Origin of the sequence: Mesorhizobium sp. M7A.F.Ca.ET.027.03.2.1 (genome assembly GCF_003999175.1) — a bacterium.
GTDB lineage: Bacteria > Pseudomonadota > Alphaproteobacteria > Rhizobiales > Rhizobiaceae > Mesorhizobium.
The window spans coordinates 1-798 of the sequence record NZ_RZOM01001646.1 but is presented as its reverse complement, the minus strand read 5'-3'; the positions used below and the strand labels follow the sequence as shown (position 1 = coordinate 798).

The following is a 798-nucleotide window of genomic DNA, read 5'->3' as shown; positions in this document are numbered from 1 at the left end:
CAGCGGCCACCGCAGCTACGACGCGGCCTACCGCGCGTCGGGCCCGTCCGGCTTCGACGCCGCCCGGTCGCCGCAGCGGCCACTCGACATGGGTTTCGAGGGCGCGGGATTCGATCAGCGCGGCTTGCGTGATAACGAGCAGGCGGCGTTCGATGCCGGCGCCAGTGCCGATGCACGCGCAGGGCAGGATGAAGCGGCCGAGACACTGCTCGGCGCGGTGCTGGGCGCGGCGCGCGCCCAGGTGCATGAGAACTACATCGTCGCCCAGACCAGGGATTCGCTCATCATCGTCGACCAGCATGCGGCGCATGAACGGCTGGTCTACGAGGCGCTGAAGAATGCGCTGCACTCGCGCCCGGTGCCCTCGCAGATGCTGCTTTTGCCCGAAATCATCGACCTGCCGGAAGAGGATGCCGAGCGGCTTGCGCTGCATTCGGAAACGCTGGCCCGCTTCGGTCTCGGCATCGAGCGCTTCGGCCCCGGCGCCGTCGCGGTGCGCGAGACGCCGTCGATGCTGGGCGAGACCAATGTCGGGCAATTGGTGCGCGACCTCGCCGACGAGATCGCCGACAACGACACGGTCGACACGCTGAAGGAGCGGCTGGACAAAATAGCCGCGACCATGGCCTGCCACGGCTCTGTGCGCTCGGGCCGCCTGCTCAAGGCCGAGGAGATGAACGCGCTGCTGCGGCAGATGGAGGCGACACCCGGTTCGGGCACCTGCAACCACGGCCGCCCAACCTATATCGAACTCAAGCTGGCGGACATCGAACGGCTTTTCGGGCGGCGGTAGCTGCG

Annotated in this window: 1 pseudogene; it reads left to right on the top strand. The window is 68.2% G+C overall.

The features are described 5' to 3' along the window. A pseudogene (locus EN750_RS37060) lies at window positions 1-793 on the top strand (DNA mismatch repair protein MutL); the annotation flags it as partial. Between the last annotated feature and the right edge of the window lie 5 nt (window positions 794-798).